Origin of the sequence: Sulfurimonas sp. (assembly GCF_023229025.1) — a bacterium.
In the GTDB taxonomy this organism is placed as follows: Bacteria; Campylobacterota; Campylobacteria; order Campylobacterales; family Sulfurimonadaceae; genus Sulfurimonas.
On the sequence record NZ_JALOAA010000067.1, the window covers coordinates 1 to 5,999 of the forward strand.

Annotated in this window: 4 protein-coding genes; all 4 read left to right on the forward strand. The window is 35.7% G+C overall.

The features are described from left to right. Positions 1-192 precede the first annotated feature (192 nt). Positions 193-1,452, forward strand: a complete 1,260-nt coding sequence (locus M0Q20_RS10755) for a M18 family aminopeptidase (protein WP_295061786.1) — start codon at positions 193-195, stop codon at positions 1,450-1,452. After that, positions 1,452-2,435, forward strand: coding sequence for a HAMP domain-containing sensor histidine kinase (locus tag M0Q20_RS10760; RefSeq protein WP_295061789.1), 984 nt, complete (start codon positions 1,452-1,454; stop codon positions 2,433-2,435). Before M0Q20_RS10755 ends, M0Q20_RS10760 begins: the two co-directional genes overlap by 1 nt. 54 nt (positions 2,436-2,489) lie before the next feature. After that, entirely contained in the window at positions 2,490-2,777 is a 288-nt protein-coding gene (locus M0Q20_RS10765; RefSeq protein WP_295061792.1) for a hypothetical protein, read from the forward strand. A gap of 63 nt (positions 2,778-2,840) precedes the next feature. After that, positions 2,841-5,966 (forward strand): cytochrome c biogenesis protein CcsA, encoded by a 3,126-nt coding sequence (gene ccsA / locus M0Q20_RS10770; protein ID WP_295061795.1) that lies wholly within the window; start codon positions 2,841-2,843, stop codon positions 5,964-5,966. Positions 5,967-5,999 lie beyond the last annotated feature (33 nt).

Here is a 5,999-nt window from a genome sequence, read left to right on the forward strand (position 1 = left end):
TTATCTATCATGAAAAATATAAAAATAGCCGTGTAGATTAAAAAAAATTAGAAGAGCTATTTTATCAATATTTTAGGAACATCTGTGGCAAAGAGGTATGTTATAAGAAAAGTTGGTAAACCAATTAAAAGTAAGTGTAAAAGCTTCCAATAGGTATGGAGTTTGAGTAAAAAACAAATAGGAGATATTTTAATGAACAAACAAGATTTTAACGAAGGACTTTTAGGGTTTTTAGATGCTTCTCCGACACCTTTTCATGCTACACATAACATGTCAATGATGTTTGAAAATGCCGGATTTATCAAACTTGAGGAGTCAAACAAATGGGAGTTAGAGCATGGTAGAAAATATTATGTTACTCGTAATGACTCCTCTATAATCGCTTTTACATATCCAAAAAGTAAAAATTATGTAATGATTGGTGCACATACTGACTCCCCAAATCTTAAGTTAAAACCAAATGCGACAATAAAAGAGCATGGTGTAGTTAAGTTTGGAGTTGAGAGCTATGGTGGCTTACTTCTTAATCCTTGGTTTGACAGAGACCTCTCTTTAGCCGGAAGAGTCTCTTATCTTGACTCCAATAATGTTATAAAAGATGCTCTTATAAATGTACAAAAACCCATAGCTATTATTCCCTCGCTAGCTATCCACCTCGATGAACAAGCGAATAAAGAGAGAACAATAAACAAGCAGAGTGATATCTGCCCGATTTTAACAACAAATGAAGAGTTTAATTTTGACGAATTTTTAAAATGGCAGCTATCTAAACTTGATATATTAGATGTAAAAAAACTTTATGCAAGTGAGCTTAGTTTTTATGATACGCAAAAGGCCTCTTTTGTTGGGCTAAATGATGATTTTATAGCAAGTGCAAGACTTGATAATCTATTGAGTTGTTATGTGGGTATGCTTAGTATTTGCACTACAAGCGAAGAGAATCCTATGCTCTTTATTGCTAGCGACCATGAAGAAGTAGGCAGTGAAAGTACAAGCGGAGCAAGCGGAAGCTTTTTAGAAAACACACTAAGAAGAGTGTATAGTGATTATGATGATTATATGAATATGATTAGAACTTCTGTTTTGATAAGTGCCGATAACGCACATGCAATACACCCTAACTATCCAGATAAACATGATGAAAAACATGCTCCATATATAAACAGAGGCAGCGTTATTAAAGTTAATGCAAATCAGCGCTATGCTTCAAACTCAAAAACTATTTCAAGATTTATGAATGTGGCTTTCTCGCTGGATGAGCCAATTCAGCACTTTGTTACAAGAAGTGATATGGGCTGCGGTTCAACTATAGGCCCTATAACGGCAACTAGGCTTGGAATTGACACCTTAGATGTTGGACTTCCGACCTTTGCTATGCACTCTATAAGGGAGCTTTGCGGAAGTGATGATGCACACTCTTTATATAAAATTATTTTAGGTTTTTGTGAGTAATGTCAGGCATCACACCAGAGGAGTTAAACCTTTTAATTGAGCAGACTTATAAGGTTGAAAAAGAGTTCAATGAGCTAAAAAATTCTTATGCTCATCTGCAAGATACAGTAGAGAAAGTTGTTGAATTTTTACCAAATGCCATCTGGGTTTTAGATGAAGACGGTACTATCTTTTTACAAAATTCACAGGCAAAATCACTTAGCGAACTACTTGAGCTTTTAGAGTCGAAAAATAGTGACTACGAGGTTACATTTAACTCTCGCTCATATCTAGTTAAGAGCTCAAGATATAAAGACAAAGTGATGCTTAGCGCAACGGATATTACGGAGCAAAAAAGAAAAGAGAATCTTGCTACTATGGGGCAGATGGCTGCACACCTCTCACATGAGATAAGAAACCCTATCGGCTCTATATCGCTTTTGAGCTCAACTCTAAAAAAAAGAGTCTTGCCTGAGAATTTGCCAATTGTTGAAGAGATACAAAAATCAGTTTGTAGGATAGAGAGAATAATAAAAGCCACACTGATGTTTAGTAAAGGTGTTGAAGCAAATAAAAAACCTTTTATGTGGAGCGAGCTTCAAGAGTTGTTAAATATGGCAGTTGGCTATTATGGCTATACAAAAGAGATAACATTTATATTTCCACAGCAAAGATTCATATTAAATGCGGACAAAGATCTGCTTGAGATGCTCTTTTCAAATTTTTTAACTAATGCAATAGACGCAATCGAGCTTGATGATAACGAAGATGGCACCATAGAGATAGTTTATAAGAGTGATGAGGAGTTTCATAAGTTTTACATTTATGACAGCGGCATTATGATTGAAAATACAAAAGAGCTCTTTGAAGCATTTAAAAGTACAAAAGTAAAAGGAAATGGACTCGGACTTGTTCTCTCAAGACAGATAGCCGAGGCTCATGGCGGAAGTGTTGAGCTTCTATCCGGAGAGAAAAAAGGTTTTGAGATAAAACTTGCTTTATGACAATAATTTTTGAGTTTTAAAATGTTAAAATAAACCAAAAAAAGGGGCAAAAAAATGCAAAAAGAGTTAATAGAAGTACCAAGAGCAACACTTGATTTTTACAAATATGAAGAGGATGGACTGACATACTATGAGTATAATGCAACGGGGTGTCAACCGCCTGAGCCTATGGTAAATACAATGGTTGGACTTTCACTGCTAAAGAGTGCAAATGATAGGCTTGTAGGAATATTTTTTCACGAACCGTTTCCTCTTTATGACAGAATTCCTCTTACGATTTCACATGAGGCTAAAGAGCTTGAGAGTGGAGATTTTAGAATAACTTTCAAATTAGAAGAATAAGCTCTAATGTTAAACTTTGTTATCTATATTTAACTAAAATATCCTTTTTAAACAAGGATATATATGAAACAATTTCTATCACTAATTAGTTCTATGAAGACTATGGCTGTTTTAATGCTTATATTTGCAGCAGCCATAGGTTATGCAACATTTATCGAGAATGACTACGGAACTATAACGGCAAAAGCAGAAATCTACAATGCTTTTTGGTTTGAAGTATTGATGGCAATCTTAGCAATCAATCTGACGATAAATATCTTTAAATACAAGATGTTTAGTGTAAAAAAAGCTCCTATATTTATTTTTCATCTATCATTTCTTATCATACTTTTTGGTGCGGCAGTAACTAGATTTATAGGCTTTGAGGGTACTATGCATATTCGTGAAGGCGAAACTGCAAACACTATGCTTAGCATGGATACATACTTTAGTGTAGGTGCAGAAGTAGATGGTAAAAAAGTAGAGAGTCAAAAGAGTGTCTATCTCTCTAAAAGAAGTAGCAACTCCCTTTCATCATCTCTAAGCATAGAAGGAAAAGATGTAAAAGTAGAACTCTTAGAGTATATTCCTGATGTAGTGGCGAGCTATGTTGAAGCCCAGGAGGGCGGCTTTGAAATGGTTGACATGATGATTACTAGCAATGAAGGAAGTGAGCCTATTCAGCTTCGCAGAGGCGAATATTATGAAAATGGGAATATAGCTATAGATTTTGATTCCAAAAAGATGTTTTTAAGTCCTGTTATCTCTCTGTACACTGAGGGTGATGAACTCTTTATGAAACATGATTTTGGGCTTAAAGCTATGAAGATGGTAGATGGATCTGAGAGAGAGATTGCACCAAGTGAGAAAAGCAGAGTAGAGCTTAGAACTCTTTTTGGTGCAGAGGAAAGCAATTTTGTTGTTAGAAATTTCTACAAACATGCAGCGACTAGGCTTGTCTCAAACCCAAATGCGTCTCCTATGTCACCGGAACAGGATGCTCTGGTTCTAAATGTTGAAGTTGCTGATGTCTCAAAGAGCGTCACTCTATTTGCGCAAGCAGGAGTAAGAGCAAAAGAGGTTCATGAGAGAGTAAACGGTGTTGATGTTTATATATCATACGGCTCAAAGAGACTTGAACTTCCTTTTGGAATTAAGCTTATAGATTTTCAACTAGATAGATATCCAGGGTCAATGTCTCCTGCATCTTATGCAAGTGAAGTTGAACTTGTGGATAATGAGAAAAATATATACATGCCTTATAGGATATATATGAACAATATTTTAGAGCATCGTGGATATAGATTTTTTCAATCCTCGTACGATCAAGACGAGAAGGGAACTATCTTATCTGTAAATAACGACCCTGGAACACTCCCCTCTTATATAGGTTATTTTCTTTTAGGTTTAGGTATGTTTTGGTCTCTTTTTTCAAAGGGAAATAGATTTGCGCAACTCTCAGATAGGGCTAAAAAAGCAAGCCAGAAGAAGGCTCTTGGTGCTTTAGTCTCAATGGCCCTTCTATTTAGTGTAGCACCGACTTATGCAGATGAAGTAGATCCGGTAATAAAAACAGTTCTCTCAGTTGATAGAGAACATGCTAAGAAGTTTGGGGAGTTGGTTGTTCAAGATAGTGCAGGAAGAATGAAGCCGCTTGATACACTCTCAAATGAGATATTGGCAAAGATATATAGAGACTCTAAGTTAAAGGTCGGCAAAGAGAGTCTAAGTGCAAATCAGGTTATTTTAGGAATGATGTCAAAGCCTGATGCGTATAAAAAGTTGAAGATAATTAGAACAAAAAATGAGGAGATAAATAAAATTATCGGAGTAAAAAGTGATGCAACTCACGCCTCTTTTATGCAATTTTTTTCAGACCCTGCAGATCTTGGAACTTATAAGCTAATTGAGCAGGTTGATAGTGCTGCTAGAAAAGAGCCTAAAAGCAGAGATCTATTTGATAAGGCAGTATTAGAAGTTGATGAGAGAGTTAATATTTCATTTTCTGTTTATACGGGTGATTTGGTAAGAATTTGGCCAAAACCAAACGATATAAATAATAAATGGTATGCAACAATAGAAGCACTCCAGACATTTTCACAAGATAATGCTCTTAAAATCAGAGAGATTGCATTTGAGTACTTTTCGGCTTTAGATAGCGCAATAAATAGTGGAGATTTCAAAGATGCAGATAGTGTCATAGAGAAAATATCTCAGTACCAGAAGTTTTATGGGGTCTCTGTTATGCCATCTGAGAACAGAATTAGAGCAGAGATGCTCTACAACTATGCAAATATATTTGAAAGACTATATCCTCTTTATTTAGTAATTGGTTTTATACTTTTAATAGCAAGTTTTATAAAGATACTAAAACCGGCACTTAACATCAAAGTGTTGGAGAAGAGCTCTCTGTGGTTATTGACGGTTCTCTTTGTTGCGCATACTTTTGGGCTTGGACTTAGATGGTATGTTGCAGGTCATGCGCCATGGTCTGATGGTTATGAGTCTATGATATATATTAGCTGGGCAACTATCTTAGCAGGTCTTTTCTTCTCAAAACGCTCCTCCATGACTATGGCTTCTACTGCCGTCTTAACGGGGCTTATTCTTTTTGTTGCACACCTAAACTGGATGAATCCGCAGGTTACAAATCTTGTCCCTGTTCTTAACTCATACTGGTTAAGCATACATGTCGCAATCATCACTGCAAGTTACGGTTTTTTAGGGCTTGGCGCACTTTTGGGCTTTATAACTATTCTTCTGTTTGTATTTAAAACAAAAAACAATGAAAAACATATATCACTCTCCATAAAAGAGTTAAACTCTATTAATGAGATGAGTCTAATGATAGGATTGGCACTCTTAACACTTGGAAACTTTATAGGCGGTGTCTGGGCAAATGAGTCTTGGGGTAGATATTGGGGTTGGGATCCAAAAGAGACATGGGCACTTGTGACAATTCTTATCTACGCAGTAGTAGTTCACTTGAGATTTATCAAGTCAATTTATAGTGAATTTAACTTTAGTGTAATATCTTTACTCTCATTTACATCTGTATTAATGACTTATTTTGGAGTAAACTATTACCTTGCAGGAATGCACTCATATGCAAAGGGCGATCCTGTTCCGATTCCGGACTTTGTGCCTGTGACATATACGATTTTATTTATTGTAATAGTTGTCGCTTTTAGAAATAGAAAGCTAGCTTAAATACAAAGATGGTAGAATATAGAGTGTTAATTC